Below are 20,569 nucleotides of genomic sequence, written 5' to 3' on the forward strand. Positions count from 1 at the left end.
AAATCACCTCATGAAGCTTTAAAGAATTATTTTATTTGTAAAGCGAAAAACTAGATATTCTCATTTTCTTACATATTACCTATCCTTTTCATTTATAGCACGATTTGATGGTTCAGAATGACAAACGTTGTTAACTTGAATTGAAATATTATTTGGTGGCTGACCATATTTATTTATGTGGATACAGTTTACATAGTCAACCATGCCACTAGTTAGAAAAAGGTCTAAAAACCATCCAAAACCAAATAAACCAGCAGTAAAAAACCAAATGATTCCTGTAATCCATTTACCACAGTACATTCGATGGACACCCCAAAAACCCAAGAAGAACCATAACAAATAAGCTACACTTTTATTTCTCATAATCATCCTTATTTTATAATTACATAATGTTATCTGATTATAATTAAGTTGATTTTTTAGTACTTATATCCCTATTGATATCAGATCAACTATGTTTATCCTTACTCTTTGTAAGTAATTAATGCTACAGTAGCTAAAAAAGAATATCAATAAAAAGTTTTTAAATTAACATGTTACTTTGATTGATTTAACTATGGACAATAATAAATACATATAAAAACAAAACTAATGTCTTATGAGTTTTTAGAGAATTATTTTAATCATTCTGTGTAAAAAACGGTGTTTTCCTACATTTTATTTTTTCTAAAAAGCATGATTTTTAACCAAAAATCAACGTAATTATTTGTTGTTAAACTGCTATTTAATGATTGATTGCCAATAAAGTTGGTGCAATAATCTACAATTATTTATTGTTATTTTTGTCTTAACTGGATTGTGAATATGTTTGAAAAAGTAGAGCCGTATGCAGGCGACCCGATTTTATCGTTAGTCGCTGAATTTATTAATGATAATCGAGATAATAAGACTAATTTAAGTATTGGTTATTATTATGATGAAAACAGTATAGTTCCTCAATTAGAATGTGTAAAAACGGCTCGCGATTATATTTATCATCACAATCAAGAGGCACAGCTTTATTTGCCTATGAGTGGGTTACCATCCTATTGCCAAGCTATTGGCTCTTTATTATTTGGCGAACAACACGCTGCTTATAAAGACAAACGTATTGCAACAATACAGACACTAGGCGGATCGGGTGCACTTAAAGTGGGTGCTGATTTTTTATTTCGCTATTTTCCACACTCTCAAGTATGGGTAAGTGATCCAACTTGGGATAATCATATCGCTATCTTTAGTGGTGCGGGTTTTAAGGTCAACCAGTATCCTTATTTTGATGAACAAACATGTGGCGTAAAATTTGATGCAATGCTTGAAACATTAAATCAATTGCCAGCTAAAAGCATCGTATTACTTCATCCTTGTTGTCATAATCCAACTGGTGCTGATTTAACTCATGCTCAATGGGATAAAGTGATTGAAGTATTAAAGGAACGGGATCTAATTCCTTTTATGGATATTGCTTATCAAGGTTTTGGTGAAAGTATTGACGATGACGCTTATGCCATTCGAAAGGCGGCAGATGCAGGATTATGTGGCTTTATTAGTAACTCGTTTTCAAAAACATTTTCACTTTATGGTGAACGTGTTGGCGGTTTATCGGTTTTATGTGATAACAATAACGTCGCCAACCTCGTATTAGGGCAACTGCAAGCAACCGTTCGTCGCAATTATTCTAGCCCATCGGCTTATGGTGCACAGCTAGTTAGTTATATACTAAATAACCCAACCCTTAAAGAACAATGGGTTAAAGAGGTGGATGCGATGAGAAGCCGTATCGTAACAATGCGAACAATGCTTGTCGACCTACTGAAAACTGCTATACCCAATCGTAATTTTGATTATTTAGTTAAACAGCGAGGCATGTTTAGCTATACCGGCTTTACAAAAGAACAAGTCACACAATTAAAAGATCATTTTGCTGTTTATTTGGTGGGCAGTGGAAGGATGTGTGTGGCGGGTTTAAATCACCATAATATTGATCGTGTGGCAGAAGCATTTGCTGCATTAAAATAAACATGCTACTAAAAGGAGTATATTTTATGTTCCATAAAGTGTTAATGTTAATATTAGGTATAGCTATGACGACTTTGGTTGTTGGATGTAACACTGTTAAAGGTGTTGGGAAAGATGTTGAATCGGGTGGAAAGGCTATTTCACGTACTGCCGAAAAAGTAAGTGATAAAATGTAACTAAGGTTATATATGTCTAGAAATATTTTAGCATTTTAACTTTTTTTAGAGTAAAAATGCCACGTAGTTTGTCTTTTGTTATATTATTTTTACTTGTTGGGTGCGGTTCGTTAAATTTACGAACTGCCCCTTTAACTATGGAAAATTGTTAATATTCAAACCTATCGGGTATTGAGTTTTTATTAAATACCCTCCCAGCAGATACCCCAAGTTATCAGTATGTTTATATTGCTCAAAGTAGAGTAAGCCAACACTTACCATCTAATTATGCAGGCATAAAAGGCAAATTAACGGGACAAACTTTAGTCCGTGACTATCCTAAAGAAACTTTTTGGCGAACGCCAAGCCTACTAGAAAGCGCTTCTTTATATGACGATGGATATGATGATCTTTATATTCGCAAAACACAAAAAGAAGCGCGTGATCGCAAGGCCAAATTTGTAGTAAGGCAAGCCGTGTTGCAAAATTGCCAAATCGTTTATATCGCTATTGATTCTTTAGCCAAAGACAGGGATAATCCTTTACTAATTGAATCTAGTGACTTATCAATTATTAAATAAGAATAAAAATAACTAAGGGAAAAGACTTAAAGGATTAAAAGGTGGGTTAATTTTAATTTGTGTTAAATTGTTTTTTTATTTGAAGTAGGTCTAAATTATTTATTTTTTCTTTTAAGAATCTATACATATCTATATTTTATTAAAAGTAATAAATCTCCTATCTTCTTTATTATGTTTAGTAGTAGTTTTATTGCAATCATTTATACCTGTATTTGGATTGCTTATATATTAAAGTCAGTACGAGTCAAAAATACATTTGTTAATGGTCGCCGTGTGAAGGTACGAGCAATACCATTGTTGGCTAATTTGTTTTAAGGAAATAAAATGACATTAAATTTAGAAAGTTCGGTTAGCGGAAAAGTAAGAAAAGCGGTTATCCCCGTAGCTGGTTTAGGTACGCGTATGTTACCTGCAACTAAAGCCATTCCTAAAGAGATGCTTCCTGTTGTTGATAAACCACTAATTCAATATGTGGTTAAAGAATGTATTGCCGCCGGCATAACCGAAATTATCTTTGTTACTCACTCATCAAAAAACTCGATTGAAAACCACTTTGACACCAGTTTTGAATTAGAAGCAATGCTAGAAGCGCGTGTTAAACGTCAGTTATTGCAAGAAGTACAAGGTATTTTGCCTAAAAATGTCACAATAACAAGTGTTCGCCAAGGCTTAGCAAAAGGGCTTGGTCATGCAGTATTATGTGCTTATCCTCTGGTTGGTAATGAACCTTTTGCTGTTGTTTTACCTGATGTCATTATTGACGAATACGATAGTGATTTGACTCAAGATAATTTAGCTGCAATGATCAATAATTATCACGAAACCAAACACAGCCAAATCATGGTAGAGCCTGTGCCAAAAGAGTTAGTTTCTTCCTATGGTATTGTTGACTGCCGTGGTGAAACGCTATCAGCAGGCAATGTAGCACAAATGTATAGCGTTGTTGAAAAACCATCGATTGACAAAGCACCATCAAACCAATCTGTAGTTGGACGCTATGTATTATCTGAAAAGATTTGGTCTTTACTTGCTAAAACGCCATTAGGCGCAGGTGGTGAAATTCAGTTAACTGATGCGATTGCAATGCTACTAGAAGAAGATCCAGTTGATGCTTATTGCATAAAAGGACGTAGCCATGACTGTGGTAATAAATTGGGCTATGTACAAACCTTTGTTCAATATGCAATGCGCCACAAAAGTTTGGGTAACGATGTTAAAGCTTGGTTAAAGACACTTTAGTTTTGAACATCTAACAATATAAAAAAGGGCGCAGATGGCGTCCTTTTTTATTCATATAACATAAATGTCATACATAGTGGAAAAAACGATAAATATTTTTACACTTCATAAAATATTAATTCCTTATACTTTTATTGGAATGATAATGATATTTCTCAAATGTTAATAAATTAAGCAAATCAGATAATTCTTTTGAATTCAATAAAGCTCGATTAGTATAAATAAGTTCAGTTAATGGCAATTGACTACAGCGATAAGTAAATTGCGAATAGTCCCGTTAAATGTGTTGAATTGTAGCTATAGTTTATTTGTGTTGCTTCTAAAGCTTGTTTTTTTAGTGACAATATAGTGGCTAATATTTTTTTCACACAGCTGCATGATTTTATCGAGGGTGACGTTTTGGCAATGAGGATTGTATTTGGTGTTTAGCTCATTGGGATTCTTACTAACAAATTGCCCCTGCAAATCAATATAACCCTGTTTATTATCTTGCGTTTTTACTTCAGCGTAGCCATTATTAAATGGATAGATTTTTTTATAATAAACGCCTTTAGGGGTAATTAAATGACCATCGGTATCAATTAAAACTGATGCCTTAGTATCTTGATAGTAATAAGCAATTCTTTCATTACCCAAATACCTCAACGACCCACCGGGTTTGAAAGTTAAAATATCACCCTGTTTATCAAAAGAATATTCAAAGTTTTCAACTTGCCTAGAATTATTAAAAAAAACATCATTATTTTTTTGTATAATCCAATAATGATCCTTATACGTTATCGTATTCTCATCCTGCACATTATCGACAATCACCTTACCGCTACGATCAAGTAACAAATTCTTATAAGGCACATAAAGTCTTGCATCATCAGCATACGACGACATTGAAAAGCAAGCCAAACTTATTAGATATAAAGCGCTCTTTAATCTTTTTTTTATCACTTAACTATTTCCTTTCCTTAACAAAATTCCAATCATTCATTATTAACGGTTAGTGTTTATTGAATAATGGTAATAGTGAAATTAATGATTATTTTTATTAATACCTAATTCTAAAATAAAATAAGGTTAATTTCTTGTTATTTTTCAAATATGATTTTTGAAAATGGTGTGAGGTTTTTTATTGGGGGAATTTTCTATAAAAAAACATACTATCAAATGCTCAAAAATTAGTCAGGAAAGGTATTGATTTTATTGAAGTTTTTATTTGACTCTTTTTAAGCAAAATCAACCACTTGCATAACTAGCGTTAAATACCAACAACTAACAAACCCGTAAAACCAATAAAAGCACACTCTGGATAACTGCATTTAATCGCAAAAAAGTGGTCAGGAAAGGTACTGATTTTATTAAAGTTTTTTCTATCCGTTTTTTTGAATATAAACCTCTACAAACCCTTTTTTTTACGATAATTTAAAATTAAATAAAATCAATGCATTAGAAAACAGCTTAAAAAAAGGGTTTTCAAAGCCAAAATTGTTGTTTATCTTTATATAACGAGATTTATCAAATCTTGAGTTCTACCTTAACGCCGTATAGGCGGTTTAGAAACCCTACCAATCATATATATAAAAAAAAGAACTACCTTAACGCCGTATAGGCGGTTTAGAAAAGTCAGTGACGTTTTCGTAGCTATCGCCATTCCCTTAACGCCGTATAGGCGGTTTAGAAATGTCCCCATTCCACTAACACTGGCTCCGGTAACCTTAACGCCGTATAGGCGGTTTAGAAAACCGTTACCGCCTGATGATAAAAAAACACAGACCTTAACGCCGTATAGGCGGTTTAGAAAATCAACGCCAAGATAACCTTGCTTTTGTTCATCCTTAACGCCGTATAGGCGGCAATAAAAAATAAAATTAATCACATAATTAAAAAACAATCGGCTATACTATCTGCCTTATTCAGGCGTCAGAATGTGCCGACAACAGAGCGAGGTTAGCACGCCAAACAGGGATGTTTGGCGAGTTTGTGGCGCGCTTGACAAATTTGTCTGGAACAAATTTGAACACCTGAGCATAGCGAAGGTGGCCTCGTAGAGGCGAGTATCAGGATGATACGAGTATTGCCGAAGGCCACATTCTGCAGCCAAAGCGTGGGATTGCTAAGGGAATTCGCTTTAAATTCCCTTGGCTCGGACGTGGTCACTGTGGCCATTTTATTCACCCAAAGGTCAAAACGTCCGAAACCACCGCACTTAATTTATTCTATTCACAAAAACAAAAAAAGGCCTGATTTTCCGCTAAAAAATCAGTTAGGAAAGGTATTGATTTTATTGAAGTTTTTATTTAACTCTTTTCAAGCAAAATCAACACTAACATCAGCTTAGAACAACCTCCTCATTGCTATCAAACCTCTGACGACTCATTTTCAAGAGTAATATTCGGATCGTTATACACACCCATATCCATAAGGCCAATTTCACGATCGGTTACCACTGCGGCTGTCATAGCGCCAGATACATTAGCTAAAGTTCTTGCCATATCAATAATTGGATCCACGGCTAAAACCATTCCAATTAATGGGAAGTATTCGGCCATCCCCATCCCCGATAAAACAACAGTTGCGGCAACTGTTGCTGTGCCGGGAATGCCGGCGATGCCGATTGAACCAATAACGACCACAATGACAAGCATAATATAAAATTGGATATTTGTTTCAATGCCAACCATATGGGCTACCATCACGGCAAGTAAAGCAGGGAAAAAACCTGCACACCCATTCATTCCCATTGTACTGCCAAGTGAGCCGACTAAATTTGCAGTGCCGGTATTCACTCCCATTCGAATGGTTAACGTTGAGATAGTCATTGGTAATGAGCCAACTGATGAGCGACTAGTAAAGGCTAATAACCATGTTCCTAGCGCTTTTTTTATAAACATAGTTGGTGAAATACCATGAATCGAAACAATGGCAATATGCACAATTAACATAATCAATGTGGCAATATAGATGGCGGCAACAAAGCTTGAGACCTGAATAATGGCCGGTATTCCATTAGAAATAATGGTGCGAGCCAGTAACGCAATGACTGCGTAAGGCATGTATTTAATAACCGTCATCGCAATGGACATAACGATCTTGTAAAGTGCTTCGATAAATGTTTTAAAGAGTGAAATAGGTTGTAGATTCTTCTTTTCCATTCTATTGGCGGCAAGCCCCATTAAGGCAGAGAAGATGACTAATCCAACAATATTTTCATTTACCATTGATGCAATAATATTACTTGGGATTAGATTTACAAAGGTATCAATAATATTGGTGTATTGTTTTGCTTGCGCTTGATGTACAGAGCTTGAGCTTATTTCACCTAAAGAAAATAGATTCGCTAGCAAAATACCGATGATACAAGCAATGGCTGTTGTAAACAGTAACCAAAAAATTCCTCTAAATGCAATTTGAGGTAGATTTTTTTTGCCCGAAAAGTCGATAATCACTTTAACAATCGATACAAAAATAAGTGGTATTACTAGCATTCGGATAAAGGCAATAAATGCTCGACCAAATAGCCCATACCATGTTGCGGTTTCCTGCATCCAGAGGGTTGCCGCATCAGGAAATCCCGCCACAGCTTGAATGCCTAGACCAAGTATAGCACCAAGGATTAAGCCAACTAACATACGAACTGAAAAATTGACTTTTTTATCTTGTAACGGTTTCATCACCGCAAAAAAACAGATGAGAAGTAGTCCAATACCAATGAGGGTTTGATAATGGGTAATTGATAAGAACTTTTCAAAAAAAGTCCCCTGAAAAATGGCATCTGACATAATTAGCCTCTCTTTTGATAATTCAGTTATCTGGTTAACAATCTATGTTTAATTACGTGCTATGTTTAATTACGTGATTTGATGTTTAACTATAAATATATTAATGTTGTTTATTTTGCGATTGAGCCTGCAATATTTAAAATATCCCAAGGTCTGGAAAAAGGTGGCGCGTACAGAAAATCCATCATGGCTAATTCATCAATTTTCAAATTCGCCCATATAGCGGTTGCTAACGTGTTCACTCTTAATACCGCGCCATTCCCCCCCGCTATTTGTCCACCTAAAATCACGCGCGTATCGGCATGATAAATCAGTTTTGCTGTTACACTTGTTTGTCCAGCAACATAATTACTGTGATTTTTATCTTTAACTATGACAGTTTTATAGGGGATTGCGGCTTTTTGGGCTTCGTTTTCAGTTAAACCCGTGCGTCCTGCTTCGATATCAAAAACTTTTAACGCTGAAGTACCAATCGTGCCGGGATATTCGCAATGTCCACCACCTAAATTTTCGCCTACAATTTTACCAAGCTTGTTTGCTCCTGTGGCGAGCGGGATATATACCATTGAATGGCTAACTTTATGGTAAAGCGCGGCGCAATCGCCAGCGGCATAAATATCAGCAATATTGGTTTGCCCTAAGCTGTTAGTGATTATGGCTCCATTTTTAAGTAGGTTGATGCCAAGATCTTTATAGATATCACTGTTTGGTTTTACTCCCGTTGCAATAATAACGATATCAGCAGGATATCGTCCTTTATCTGTAATTACATGGGTGACATTGTGTGATCCCTCAAAGCTAAGAACTCGCTCTTGCAAGTGTAGGTCGCAATGTTGTTTAATATTTTCTTCAATTAGGCTGGTAATTTGTTCATCAAACGCATCGACTAGGATTCTGTCATCTAATTGAATCAATTTGACATTTTTTTGTAAGGCGACTAGCGATTCAGCGATTTCAAGCCCAATATAGCCAGCACCGACAACAATAACATTTTGGGTATTTTTGTTTGATAATACGTGTTTGATTGCTAATCCATCGTGCAGATCACGTAATGTAAAAATGTTTTTTAGCTGATCATTTTTAAAAGCTGGTATGATAGGACTTGCGCCAACCGCCAGTAATAATTTATCGTAGTTGTCATCAAAGCAATGGCCAGTATTATGATCTTTTATGGTTAATTTTTTTTGATTAACATCAATCGTCATTACTTCATGTAACGTTTTAATTTCAATACCATCTTTTTGAAATTGTTCTGGTGTTCGAGATATCATTTCATTGGCATCAGTAAAGTGGTTACCAATGAAATAGGGTAAACCACAAGCGCCAAACGAGACAATATTTGATTTTTCATAAATACGGATGGTTGCCTCTGGGTTCATTCTTTTGGCTTTTGCGGCGGCACTTGCGCCTGCGGCTTGAGCGCCAATGATGATGATTTTCATTTAATTTGCTCCTCAGTGCTCAGATACTCAATTATTAATAATATCCTATCATACGCCATAAATTATAGGAGAGATAGACAGCTATTTAGCATTAATATTTGTGAATTTGAATCATTTGAACATTTACAATCACCAGTCTTGCATAATCTTTTTAAGTCACTTTGCTTCTGTAAAAAATTTTAGGAGACTATGTGTTTGAATATAAGGTGTTTGAGCATAAGTTTTTAAATGTAAGCGGTTGAGTATGATTAATTAGCTCTATGATAAAACTAATCTGTAAGTCGCTCTCATTTAATGCGGGAATATAATAAAACGTTTTTCCTCCTGCATTAAAAAATAGTTCTCGATTTTCTTCATCAATTTCATAAAGGGTTTCAATACAATCTACCGAGAAACCTGGGCAGATGACGTGCACGTTTTTTATGCCTTGCTTGGCTAGCTGTTTTAATACATCACTGGTATTGGGTTCGACCCATTTACCTTTACCAAATTTGGATTGATACGCCATTTGGATTGGTCGATTTATCCCATTTTCTCGACATTTTTCGATTAATAATTGCGTGGTCATTTCACAACGTTCAATATAATCCTCTTTTCGTTTGTGGATATAGCGCTCTGGGATACCATGGTAAGACAGAACGAGCACTTCCGGCTCGCCTTGCTGTTGAAAAGCCTGTTTGATTTGCAAATATAGTGCATTGATATAACTTGGATGATCCGCATAATCACGAATGTAGTTAATGTTTGCAGTGATTTGATTGTGGTTGATGAGTTGGTTAAGTTTATCTAGTACGGCAAGTGTTGTGGTGGTTGAGTATTGCGGAAAGAGGGGCAATACTGTAATTTTGGTACATGAGCTAAGATGATTCAATGCCGATTGCATAGTGGGATCACCATAAGTCATGGCTAATTCGCATTGCACATTGGGTAAACACTGTTGTAACTTGTTACATAATAATTGGCTGTAATGCAATAATGGCGAGTTACCCTCTATCCAGATTTTTTGGTAATGCTTAATTATATAAGGTACGCGTTTGGGGATTATGCGGTACTTTAAAAGCGGATACCAAAGCAGTCTAGGCAGATCAACAACATGCCTATCAAGCAGGAACTCAGTTAAATACTGCGTTATGGCTTCTGGCGTTGCGGCGTTTGGAGTGCCTAGGTTTACAAGTAATAGTCCTTCTTTTGAGGTCACCATTAATCCTTATTTTTAAGATATCGGTTGATAATAGCAAGAAGCCGACCTAATGCCCCCTGATTTTGTTTTAATACTTGATAGGCGTGTTCACCCATTTGTTGGCGATTAATTTGACTGTTTAATAATGCATCAATCGTTGAATAAAGTGCATCAGCCGAGCTAGCACAAACTTGCATTCCTTGTGCTGAAATGAGTTGTTCACCAATTACTTTAAAATTAAAAAAATGTTTGCCACTTATGATCGGGATGTGATGCAGTGCTGGCTCTAGTGGGTTATGTCCTCCATGCTCAACTAAGCTCCCCCCAACAAAGGCGATGTTGGCAATGCCATAAAGTTCTATTAGTTCGCCCATTGTGTCGCCCAATATAACTTGGGTTTGTCGCGTTGGGGCATTATTGTGACTGCGGTTGATGTAATTTAGTTTGCGGTCATCAATTAGCTTTTCAACTGTTTTAAAGCGCTCAGGATGGCGGGGAACAATAATTAATAATAAATCAGGATGTTTGAGTAATAACCGTTGAAAGGCCGTTAAAATAATTTCGTCTTCGCCATTATGGGTACTTGCGGCAATAAATACTGGGCGATTTAATGGCCATTGCTGTTTTAGCATGGCAATTTTTCGCTGTTGTTGTTCGGTTAGCTCAATATCGAATTTAATACTGCCTGTGACGGTTAAGTGATCAGGCGGTAAGCCTAATGACATAAATCGTTCGCCGTCTTGCTTATTTTGTGCGGCAATGGTGCTGATTTTTGATAATAAGTGGCTAATGGCAGAACCGAGTTTGCGGTATCGGTTTGCTGATCGCTCAGATAATCTAGCATTGGCAATAATTAGGGGGATGTTTTTGTTATGGCATTGGCTAATCATGTTAGGCCAAAGTTCGGTTTCCATAATAATCACTAATTTAGGTTGTACTGTTTTTAGAAAACGATGGATTGCACAAGGTAAATCGTAAGGTAAATAAACATGGCTGACACTATCACCAAGTAACGATTTGACTCGTTCAGATCCCGTTGGTGTCATGGTGGTGACAGTGATGGGTAAATGCGGGTATTGTTGCTTAAGTGCTTTGATAAGTGGTATTGAGGCGATGGTTTCGCCTACCGATACCGCATGAACTAAAATGCCGTTGGGCTTGACTTTGTTTTTACAAAAACCATAACGTTCAAGCCAACGTTTGCGATAATTTGGCGCTTTAAGGCTACGCCAAAGTAACCTTAGCCAGACAAAAGGTTGTAGTAAATATAATAAAATAGTATATAAAATTTGCATACTAATTAAATAGTTATATTAAAAAAGTGTTGGCGATAATAAGCCAATTCGGCAATCGAGTCACGAATGTCTTCAAGTGCTTGGTGTGAACTTTGTTTACTGATGCCTTTTAATATTTCGGGCTTCCAGCGTTTGGCTAGTTCTTTAATTGTACTGACATCTAAATAGCGGTAATGAAAATAGCTTTCTAAATTAGGCATATAGTTAAATAAGAAACGTCGATCTTGCCCAATGGTGTTGCCACAAATTGGCGAGCTGTTTTCAGGCACCCATTGTTTTAAGAATTCAATGGTTTGTAATTCGGCTTGTTGTTCGCTGATGGTACTTTGGCGAACACGTTCAATTAGTCCTGATTTGCCATGTGTGTTTTGGTTCCATTCGTCCATTAGTGCTAACTGTTCATCAGATTGGTGAACTGCAATGACAGGTCCTTCAGCAAGGATATTAAGGTTGGAATCGGTGACGATCGTTGCAATTTCAATAATGCGATCAACGGCTGGATCTAGGCCTGTCATTTCAAGATCAACCCAAATTAGATTGTTGCTATTAATTTGTGTTTGTTTAGTCATAATATGTGATAGATAATTTCTTTTTGATACTGAGTAGTGTAGCATAACTGGCAATCTGTTTTAGTAAAAAATGAGTACTATGGCAAAAATTCAATTATCCAATAATCAAAAAAGACGCATGGCAGCTAAACATCAACAACGGTTAGCAACAAAGCAAGATGAAAGCCTATCTAACTTTTCATCACCGCGTGATGGTGTGGTTATCAGTCGTTTTGGTAAATCGGCTGATGTTGAGGATAATACTGGCAATATTTATCGCTGTAGTATTCGACGAACGTTACCTTCGTTAGTCACTGGCGATAAAGTGATGTGGCGTGAAAGTTTAGAGCCTAATACCAATGGTGTGATTGAAGCTGTTCACCCTCGACATTCTGAATTGGTTAGGCCTGATTTTTATGATGGTGTTAAACCTGTTGCGGCAAATGTGGATCAAATTGTGATTATATCGGCTGTATTGCCAGAGTTGTCTCTTAATATTATCGACCGTTATTTGGTGGCTTGTGAAGCAACAGATATTAAACCGATTATTGTTTTAAATAAAATTGATTTATTAAACGATGTCGAGCGAGCAAATGTTGAAAGCCAATTGGCTATTTATACTAAAATTGGTTATCAAGTGTTGTATGTTTCATGCCAGCATCAACAAGGTATTGCTGTATTACAGGATATTTTACAAGGTAAGATTTCTATTTTAGTTGGACAGTCTGGTGTGGGTAAATCAAGTATTATTAATTTGCTGTTACCGCATCAATCACAATCAGCGATGACTGGAGATATTTCAGAAATATCAGGGCTTGGTCAGCATACAACCACATCCTCTAGACTTTATCACTTACCAAACGGTGGTGATATTATTGATTCTCCAGGGATCCGCGAATTCGGATTATGGCACTTAGAACCACAGCAAGTGATTAGTGGTTTTAAAGAATTTGATAATTATTTGGGCGGTTGCCATTTTCGGGATTGTAATCATCTTGACACACCAGGATGTTTACTACAAAAAGCCGTGCAAGATGGTGAAATCGCTCAATCAAGGTTAGATAACTATCATCGAATTTTGCAGACAATGCAAGAAGTTAAGGCAAAAACCAATAAAAGCTATAAGTAGTCGGTTTTGGCGTGTTGTTTGTTGCAATTAAGCTGTATTATGTTCATAAATGATTGCTCACAATAAGTAGGAATCGTGTGACATATAGCTAAACGTATCGCTACTTGATTGTGAGCACTGGCATAATTTATTTTTTATTTACTGCTTTAATTGCAAAACCAATCGCAACATAAGCCCAACCTTGGAAGATGAGGTCGATACCTAAAAACATACCTAATACCCAAACGCTGTCGTATGGCCATCCTATGATAATCATAAAGCCTAAAATAAGTGTAATAATGGCAGAGGTTAAAATCCATCCCCAGCTTGGTAAATTACGATTATTTAGCGCTGCAAATAACTGAGTAAAACCACTCATCAGTAATAAGAATGAAATAACTAGTGTTAACGCCGATGAAACCGCAACGGGTTGGAAAAATGACATCAAGCCAATCACTATATATAAAATCCCCATTACTGCCCATAAAGCTGATTGGCCAAAACTTTTTATGTTAAATGAATGTAATGCTTGAGCAATCCCTGCAATTAATATTAATGAACCAATAAAATAGACAGAAAAGACAGTGGCGATAAACTGATAAGTTAATGCTAAACATCCTAATACAATTAAAATAACACCAATTAAAATAAACCAATTTGATTTTGGTTTTAGGTTTTGTAGCTCGTTTTTGTTAGATATCATGTTATTTTCCTGTTTTTATAAGTTAATTTTGGGTTTTAAATTAAAATTATCTTTAAAACCTATGCGTTTGCTAATAGTGAATAGAAAATAAAAAGAAAGGTCGTGGAGCTTTAATTTATTGCACAGTCATTATTTTTGCTGAAACTTTGACTGTGCAGTTAAATTAGTAAATATGATAAGACTAAATTTAAAATTAATCTTTATCTTTCAGTGCTTCTTCTAATGTTGAATAGAACATGATTTTGTTAGATGTTGGCACTACTTTGGCGCGAGCAAGGGTTTTTAATGGTTGAAATTGTAACTCGCAAATCGATAAATCGACATGTTCAGGAAGTTCATCAATAAAATGTATTAAAGCATTGAGTCCGCCTGCATCAAGAATAGGCACGGCATCCCATTGTAATACGATGTGTTTATAACCATTGATTTTTTGATATATTTCTGAAAAAGTACGTTCAGCAGCAGCAAAAAAGAGTGGGCCGTTAATTCGTAATGCAAGGGTTTTATCGTTGCTTTGGTTTAGTTCAACTAAGCGGGTCATTCGAGCAATACGGCGCATAAATAGAATTGATGCCAGCACAATTCCAACAGTAATTGCAATCACCATATCAAATAGTACTGTTAGCGACATGCAAATAAGCATAATTAAAATATCGTCTTTAGGGGCGCATTTGATGATATAAATGACACGTTGAACAGCACTCATGTTCCATGCCACGATAAGTAACAAGGCAGCCATCGCAGATAGAGGAATAAACGATAATGCTGGCGCAAAGCAAATAAGTGCAAGTAATACAACTAATGAATGTAATACAGCAGCAATAGGTGATGTTGCTCCTGCTTTGACATTGGCGGCCGACCTTGCGATAGCCGCTGTTGCTGATATACCACCAAAAAATGGGGCAATGATATTACCTAAACCTTGCCCAATAAGTTCACTATTTGAGTGGTGTTTGGTGTGTGTCATTTCGTCTAATACGACTGCGCACAATAATGATTCAATTGCACATAACATTGCCATGGTTAGTGAAATGGGTAATAGGGCTGTGAGCATTGACCAATCCCAGTTAAATTCAGTATGAAGCCACGGTAAAGAAAATTCTGGTAGTACGGATGGAATACCGTGCCCTATGGTATTATCAGCCATTGTGTAGGTGAATCGAGAACCAATTGTTTCAATCTGGTAGCCTAATTGATTAAAAATAAACATGACAATCACGCCAGCAATGAGTGCAGGTAGGTGCCCCGGTATTTTTACTTTAAGTTTTGGCCATGCAATTAATACCATTAGTGTGACAAAACCAACAATGGTATCAGCAATGTTGATAGTTGGTAGATTTTTTGTTAGTTCAATGACTTTGCTAATATAGCTTTCTGGCATATGTTCAAGCGTTAAGCCAAAAAAATCTTTAATTTGCATGGTGGCGATAGTGATGGCAATGCCCGAAGTGAAGCCTAATACAACAGGGAGTGGAATATATTCAATTAATCGACCTAATCGAGCCATGCCCATAAAGATAAGGAATATCCCCGACAATAAGGTGGCAATGAGTAGTCCAGATAATCCGTATTGTAATGAAACAGGATATAAAATAACGACAAATGCAGCCGTTGGGCCAGAAACACTAAAACGTGATCCTCCCGTTAATGCAATCACCAAACCAGCAATAATGGCTGTATATAAGCCATGTTGTGGCGGTACTCCACTGGCAATTGCTAATGCCATTGCTAGCGGAATAGCAATAATACCAACAGTTATGCCGGCTATTAAGTCTTTAATAAAACGAGGAATGCTGTAAGGGGTGTTTATGCATGAGGATACTAATGCACAGCTAATTTTTGTGCCAGAAAGGCCGTATAATTTCATTGTATCTAATCAATTAAAGGAAAGTTGTGTTGAGTGCTTAATAAGATAATCTTTTTTACAAAAAATAAAAGAGTGTTATAAAAATAATCATCTTTTTTTTGAAGTTTTTTATAGGTAGTGTTTTATTGATGCGATGACTTGATAAGTACGGCTTATTTTAATTTTTATGTTAATCTACACTATAAGGTAGTGATGTTGAGAGTATTTTTAATGGTATATTAACATTGTTTATTTCAAGGGGAAAAGCGTATGGTTACGGTTCGTTTTTGCAAATGGTTTACTGTTTTTTTATGTGCGTTTTCTGCTGTAAGTTTTGCTCAACAATCTATAATTTTGGGGTCTAAGACAGCTTATCAATATGATACCGAACAAAAGATTACTCCTGCACCAGTTGGGTATGTGGCGTTTTATATCGATCATGTCGGGCGACATGGTTCACGTTATATCAGTAAGTCAAAATCTGAAGATATTGCTTATCAAATTTTGTCAATGGCCGAAAAGCAAGATCAATTAACTAACCTTGGAAAAGATTTATTGAGGCAAATAATTCGTATTAGTGAGTTAAATAAAAATCATTACGGTCAACTTACCGATCTTGGTCGTAAAGATATAGCTTTGATTAGTCAACGAATGCTGAACAATAATCCTACTGTGTTTAACGGAAAGGAAATTGATGTTGTTTCCTCTAGCTCACCAAGAGCCAAAGAAACCGCAGAAATATTCGTTAGTTCTTTCAAATCTAAATATCCTAATATCCATGTCACACAGCAACCCGAAGATCAGCAAACGTTATTGCGTTTTTTTGATTATTCACCAGATTATGATGAATATAAACACAGTAAAATAGTAAAAAATGCCGTGAAATCAGTAGAAAATGCTCCTAAAACGCAACAAATAAGCAAACAGGTTGCAAAAAAGATCTTTGTTGATGATTTTATTCAAAAGCTAGATAGCGGTATTGAAGTTGTCGACAAACCATCTGTAACAACGCGAGATTTCGTGATTGCGATTTACCAATTGTATCAAGAGTTACAAGCATTTTCGCCTCAATTATTAAAGGATAATTATCTTGACCTTAATTCGTATTTTTCGGTTGATGAAAATACTTGGCTTAATACCGTGGTTACAGCTAAAAATTATCTGGAAATTGGTCCTGCTTTTGATGCCAATGGTATCCAAATAAAAATTGCCGCCCCATTGTTGTGGGATATGTTAAACACTGCCGATATTGCAATAGCGAATAATAATATTGATGCTAATTTGCGTTTTGCTCATGCTGAAACTATTTCACCTTTAGCTACTTTACTTGAAATTGAAGGTACATCCACTGTTGCTGAGTCTATTTTTGATTATTATGCCGTTTGGCAAGCAGATAAAATTATTCCTATGGGTGCCAATATTCAATGGATTTTTTATAAAAGCGAACAAGCAAATCAGCCTGTATTAGTTAAAGTATTATTAAACGAGCGTGAAGTGCATCTACCTATAAAATCAGCGCAATACCCTTATTATCGTTGGAGTGATATAAAGCAATTTTATACAGATAAGCTTAATAAATTAGGTTTAAGTTATGTCCCGTCACCCGCAGCAAATTAGGCTGTAATGGAATTAATTGCGATAGATAAAAAGCAATATTTCTAATAGAAATATTGCTTTTTGATAATGGTTAACCTAAAAGCAGAGCATCGTCGGTAACCTTTTCACCGCGTGTTCGTTCAAACATGGCTAAAAGGTCGGTGACAGTTAATTTAGCACGTTCTTCGCCCGATACATCAAGTACTACTTGCCCTTGATGCAACATGACTGTTCGGGTGCCATATTCCAAGGCTTGTTTCATTGAGTGAGTTACCATCATGGTCGTTAATTTGTTTTGTGACACGATTTTATCAGTAAGATCTAAAACAAATTGCGCCGTTTTAGGATCAAGTGCCGCAGTGTGCTCATCTAGAAGTAGTATTTTAGATGGTTGTAAAGTTGACATTAATAAGCTAACAGCTTGCCTTTGCCCACCAGAAAGTAGTCCCATCATGTCGGTTAGTCGATTTTCAAGTCCTAGGTTTAATGTTGCTAGTTTTTCTTTAAATATTGAACGTGCTTTGCGGTTAAGCGCTGAAGATAATGTGAATTTTTTACCACGGTTATAAGCAATAGCAAGGTTTTCTTCTATCGTTAGGTTTTCACAAGTTCCAACCATTGGGTCTTGGAATACTCGAGCAACCATACCCGCGCGTTTCCATGCTGGCCATCGAGTGACATTTTTATCATTGATCATAATGCAGCCAGAATCAGTCAGTAAATCACCACTAATTGCGTTAAGTAACGAGCTTTTCCCTGCACCATTACTGCCGATGATTGTGACAAATTCCCCTTCACTGATGTTAAGATTTAACCCTCGTAATACATGATTCTCAATCGGCGTACCTTGATTAAAGGTTAAATGTAATTGTTCTGCTTTAATCATGTTTACTTTCCTCTTTTCTTCGAGAGTTTTCTTATTTGTTTTGGTAATACAAGTGCTAATACCATTAATAATGCGGTGATGATATTAAGATCTTCTGTTCCAACACCGATACTTTTTAGGGTTTCATTACTTAATGCAAAAGCAATAAATAAACGATATAAGATAGACCCTAAGATGATCGCAAACATAATCGACCAGATGCGTTTTGTTGGGAAGATGCTTTCTCCAAGTATAATCGAGGCAAGCCCAATAACGATAGTGCCAACGCCGATAGTGATGTCAGCACTGCCTTGTGTTTGTACAAATAATGATCCACCTAGCGCAATTAAACCATTTGAAATCGCCATTCCTAAAATGATGATGCCATCCGTTGGAATCCCTTGCGATTTTGCCATTCGTTGGTTAGTCCCTGTAGCTCTTAAAGCAAGGCCTTTTTGGGTATTTAAAAATAGGTTTAGTAGCATCCAAAATACAATGACAAACCCTAAGATTATAAGGTATTGCGATATAGATCCTTCAAAAGGAAGTGATGTAAAAATTGTATCCGAACCCAATAATGATAGGTTGGGTGTACCCACAATTTGATCCGCTTCACCAGTGACATAACGGCCAACACCTAAAATCCGAAGATTTATTGAATAGAGCCCCATCATGACAATAATACTAGCGAGTAGCTGTAAGATATTTAGTTTGACATATAATAACCCTGTCATTGCACCAGCAAGACAACCTGCAAACATGCCAAGAAATGTTGCAATCCAAGGATCAACGCCAATATAGATGAATAAACCACATACCGCCCCTCCAAGAGGAAAGCTACCATCAGCAGTTAGATCAGGAAAATCCAGTAAACGAAACGAAATAAATACACCTAAACTGACAAGTGCATAAATAAGGCCAATTTCGGTTGAGCCTAATAAAAATTCAAAAGACATTCAAAAATCCATTAAAGTTAACCGCCAATATTGGCGGTTTAATGATAATAAAAGTGTAAAAATTATTTTTCAACAATTTTTGCGGCTGATTTTAATATATCTTCAGATAAAGTGACACCTTGGCGTTCAGCTGCTTTTTTGTTAATTGTTAGTTGAGTAATATTGCCCACTTGTGGTGGAATATCACCTGGGTTTTCGCCATTAAGGATGCGAATAACAATTTTACCAGCTTGTCGACCAAGATCATAATAACTCATACCTAAAGCAGCAATAGCACCGCGTTCTGCAGAATCAGGATCTGATGCTAGCAAAGGAATTTTGTTTTCGTTAGCTACTTTTGCTAACGCTTCATAAGCGGAAACGACGTTATTATCAGTTGTGGTATAAATCATATCAACCTTACCTTTTAAGCTTTGAGCTGCGGTTGAGATATCTGATGTTCGTTGAGCTGGGGCAGCAATGATTTTCATACCTCGTTTTTCAAGTGCTGATCGTAATTCTTTAAGTACAATTGTTGAATTAACTTCACTTGGGCTATAAACATAACCAATATTTTTAGCATCCGGTTTAATTTTTAGCATCATCTCAATTTGAGAATCAAGCGGTAGTGCATCAGATACGCCTGTTACATTCGTTTTTGATGCTTCCCAGCTTGATGTTAATTTAGCCGCAACAGGATCAGTTACAGCAGTAAAAACGATAGGAATATTTTTGGTTGTAGCAACTAACGCTTGTGTACTAGGCGTTGCGATACCAACGATAACATCAGGTTTACTTGCTGCAAATTGTTTAGCAATTTGCGCTGCATTTGCACTAGTTCCTTGTGCACTGGCAAATTGTAGTTTTAGATTTTGGCCATTAATATAACCGTTATCTTTTAATTCGTCTTCAACACCTTTGCGTACATTGTCTAACGCAGGATGTTCAACAATTGCGGTGATAGCAACAAATTTTTGTTCAGCTTTAGGTTCAGCATCAGCAAAAGAACAAAATGTTGCTAACGATAAACTCAGTAACATACAAAGTTTAATTATAGAATTACGCATAAAACGCTCCTGTAATATTTTTTTTACATATAAGCTAAATATTGAGTTACTATAAAGCAAAATTAGATAATTTTCTATAATAAAAAACAGGTTATCTGTAAATATTTCATTACAGTTACAAAGGCATTATTAAAAGCGATGTTAATGATGTGTATCTTAGTATTCGATTAAAGTTGAGAGTCAGTGATGTTTATTGATTCAGAATGATGCTTTGTAATATTAAGTGCCTTGTTCACTTAAG

The 20,569-nt window shown here is 36.1% G+C and carries 17 protein-coding genes and 1 CRISPR repeat array; of the genes, 5 read left to right on the forward strand and 12 right to left on the reverse strand.

What is annotated here, in order from left to right:
- Positions 1–75: 75 nt before the first annotated feature.
- On the reverse strand, positions 76–363 hold the full coding sequence (locus tag GQ589_RS03125) for an NINE protein (protein WP_160411868.1): 288 nt from the start codon (positions 361–363) through the stop codon (positions 76–78).
- 441 nt (positions 364–804) lie between these two features.
- Between GQ589_RS03125 and GQ589_RS03130 the strand changes: the two genes are divergently transcribed.
- From GQ589_RS03130 to galU, 3 genes are all read left to right on the forward strand, one after another.
- Positions 805–1,998: an amino acid aminotransferase gene (locus tag GQ589_RS03130; protein WP_160424544.1), complete on the forward strand. Its 1,194-nt coding sequence runs from the start codon at positions 805–807 to the stop codon at positions 1,996–1,998.
- 44 nt (positions 1,999–2,042) lie between these two features.
- On the forward strand, positions 2,043–2,174 hold the full coding sequence (locus GQ589_RS03135; RefSeq protein ID WP_202115011.1) for an entericidin A/B family lipoprotein: 132 nt from the start codon (positions 2,043–2,045) through the stop codon (positions 2,172–2,174).
- A gap of 884 nt (positions 2,175–3,058) precedes the next feature.
- Positions 3,059–3,973 (forward strand): UTP--glucose-1-phosphate uridylyltransferase GalU, encoded by a 915-nt coding sequence (gene galU / locus GQ589_RS03145; protein ID WP_160424548.1) that lies wholly within the window; start codon positions 3,059–3,061, stop codon positions 3,971–3,973.
- 297 nt (positions 3,974–4,270) lie between these two features.
- Here the strand turns inward: galU and GQ589_RS03150 are convergent, their stop codons facing one another.
- From GQ589_RS03150 to orn, 6 genes are all read right to left on the reverse strand, one after another.
- On the reverse strand, positions 4,271–4,915 hold the full coding sequence (locus tag GQ589_RS03150; RefSeq protein ID WP_160424550.1) for a WG repeat-containing protein: 645 nt from the start codon (positions 4,913–4,915) through the stop codon (positions 4,271–4,273).
- A 581-nt stretch (positions 4,916–5,496) separates the two neighbouring features.
- Positions 5,497–5,825: a CRISPR direct-repeat array (repeat unit 28 nt; unit sequence CCTTAACGCCGTATAGGCGGTTTAGAAA).
- 496 nt (positions 5,826–6,321) lie between these two features.
- Positions 6,322–7,743, reverse strand: coding sequence for a cation:dicarboxylate symporter family transporter (locus GQ589_RS03155; RefSeq protein WP_160424552.1), 1,422 nt, complete (start codon positions 7,741–7,743; stop codon positions 6,322–6,324).
- A gap of 110 nt (positions 7,744–7,853) precedes the next feature.
- Positions 7,854–9,185, reverse strand: a complete 1,332-nt coding sequence (locus tag GQ589_RS03160; protein ID WP_160411859.1) for a CoA-disulfide reductase — start codon at positions 9,183–9,185, stop codon at positions 7,854–7,856.
- Positions 9,186–9,372: 187 nt separating this feature from the next.
- On the reverse strand, positions 9,373–10,386 hold the full coding sequence (gene hemH / locus GQ589_RS03165) for a ferrochelatase (RefSeq protein WP_160424555.1): 1,014 nt from the start codon (positions 10,384–10,386) through the stop codon (positions 9,373–9,375).
- A complete protein-coding gene (waaA, locus tag GQ589_RS03170; RefSeq protein WP_160424556.1) occupies positions 10,386–11,660 on the reverse strand; it encodes a lipid IV(A) 3-deoxy-D-manno-octulosonic acid transferase in 1,275 nt (424 codons plus the stop codon). Before waaA ends, hemH begins: the two co-directional genes overlap by 1 nt.
- 5 nt (positions 11,661–11,665) lie before the next feature.
- A complete protein-coding gene (gene orn, locus GQ589_RS03175) occupies positions 11,666–12,229 on the reverse strand; it encodes an oligoribonuclease (RefSeq protein ID WP_160424558.1) in 564 nt (187 codons plus the stop codon).
- Positions 12,230–12,308: 79 nt separating this feature from the next.
- On the opposite strand from orn, the gene rsgA reads away from it, so the two are divergent.
- Entirely contained in the window at positions 12,309–13,337 is a 1,029-nt protein-coding gene (rsgA, locus tag GQ589_RS03180; RefSeq protein ID WP_160424560.1) for a small ribosomal subunit biogenesis GTPase RsgA, read from the forward strand.
- Positions 13,338–13,464: 127 nt separating this feature from the next.
- Here rsgA and GQ589_RS03185 read toward each other — a convergent pair whose 3' ends face one another.
- Both GQ589_RS03185 and dauA read right to left on the reverse strand, forming a co-directional pair.
- A complete protein-coding gene (locus tag GQ589_RS03185; protein WP_160424563.1) occupies positions 13,465–14,019 on the reverse strand; it encodes an HdeD family acid-resistance protein in 555 nt (184 codons plus the stop codon).
- A gap of 193 nt (positions 14,020–14,212) precedes the next feature.
- Positions 14,213–15,886, reverse strand: coding sequence for a C4-dicarboxylic acid transporter DauA (dauA, locus tag GQ589_RS03190; RefSeq protein ID WP_160400951.1), 1,674 nt, complete (start codon positions 15,884–15,886; stop codon positions 14,213–14,215).
- 249 nt (positions 15,887–16,135) lie between these two features.
- Between dauA and GQ589_RS03195 the strand changes: the two genes are divergently transcribed.
- Entirely contained in the window at positions 16,136–17,482 is a 1,347-nt protein-coding gene (locus tag GQ589_RS03195; protein WP_160424565.1) for a histidine-type phosphatase, read from the forward strand.
- Positions 17,483–17,552: 70 nt separating this feature from the next.
- On the opposite strand, the gene GQ589_RS03200 is transcribed toward GQ589_RS03195, so the two are convergent.
- The 3 genes from GQ589_RS03200 to GQ589_RS03210 all read right to left on the reverse strand — a co-directional run bounded on the left by GQ589_RS03200 (position 17,553) and on the right by GQ589_RS03210 (position 20,301).
- The gene (locus GQ589_RS03200) at positions 17,553–18,347 is read right to left on the reverse strand and encodes an ABC transporter ATP-binding protein (protein WP_160400953.1); all 795 of its coding nucleotides are present in this window, start codon (positions 18,345–18,347) and stop codon (positions 17,553–17,555) included.
- A gap of 2 nt (positions 18,348–18,349) precedes the next feature.
- Positions 18,350–19,282 (reverse strand): ABC transporter permease, encoded by a 933-nt coding sequence (locus GQ589_RS03205; RefSeq protein ID WP_160400954.1) that lies wholly within the window; start codon positions 19,280–19,282, stop codon positions 18,350–18,352.
- Positions 19,283–19,344: 62 nt separating this feature from the next.
- The gene (locus GQ589_RS03210) at positions 19,345–20,301 is read right to left on the reverse strand and encodes an ABC transporter substrate-binding protein (RefSeq protein ID WP_160424640.1); all 957 of its coding nucleotides are present in this window, start codon (positions 20,299–20,301) and stop codon (positions 19,345–19,347) included.
- Between the last annotated feature and the right edge of the window lie 268 nt (positions 20,302–20,569).

Source organism: Gilliamella sp. Pas-s27 (genome assembly GCF_009795865.1).
Lineage (GTDB): Bacteria > Pseudomonadota > Gammaproteobacteria > Enterobacterales > Orbaceae > Gilliamella.